The sequence below is a fragment of the Streptomyces doebereineriae genome, assembly GCF_031845645.1.
GTDB classification, from domain to species: Bacteria; Actinomycetota; Actinomycetes; order Streptomycetales; family Streptomycetaceae; genus Streptomyces; species Streptomyces canus.
Genome location: NZ_JAVREZ010000100.1, coordinates 1 through 557, shown reverse-complemented (window position 1 = coordinate 557; position 557 = coordinate 1). Strand labels below are relative to the sequence as shown.

Annotated in this window: 1 protein-coding gene; it reads right to left on the bottom strand. The window is 70.0% G+C overall.

Annotation, left to right across the window (positions count from 1 at the left end):
- Positions 1-26: 26 nt before the first annotated feature.
- Positions 27-557, bottom strand: a 531-nt coding sequence (locus RNB18_RS50895) for a His/Gly/Thr/Pro-type tRNA ligase C-terminal domain-containing protein (RefSeq protein ID WP_311720911.1), incomplete at its 5' end; no start/stop codon positions are given.

The following is a 557-nucleotide window of genomic DNA, read 5'->3' as shown; positions in this document are numbered from 1 at the left end:
GACCGGTTGTCAGCGCACCGCCATCGTCAGCGGACTTCGCTGAGCGCCGCCGAGATCTCGGTCGCGGCGTCGTCGACCGCGATCTCGCGGTTCTCGCCGGTGAACCGGTTGCGCAGTTCCACCACGCCATCGGCGAAGCCGCGGCCGACCACCACGATCCACGGCATGCCCAACAGCTCGGCGTCCTTGAACTTCACGCCCGGCGAGGCCTTGCGATCGTCGAACAGCACCTCGTGGCCCAGCCGGTCCAGGGCGGCGACCAGTTCGGTGGCGCCGGTCCGGGCGGCGTCGTCCTTGTTCGCCACGACCACGTGCACGTCGAACGGCGCGACGGCAGACGGCCACCGCAGGCCCAGGTCGTCGTGCTGCTGCTCGGCGATCACCGCGACCATGCGGGACACCCCGATGCCGTAGGAGCCCATCGTCAGCCGCACCGGCTTGCCGTCCTCGCCGAGAACGTCAGCGGTGAAGGCATCGGCGTACTTGCGGCCCAGCTGGAAGATGTGGCCGATCTCGATACCCCGCGCCGAGGTCAGCACCCCGGCACCGTCCGGTGA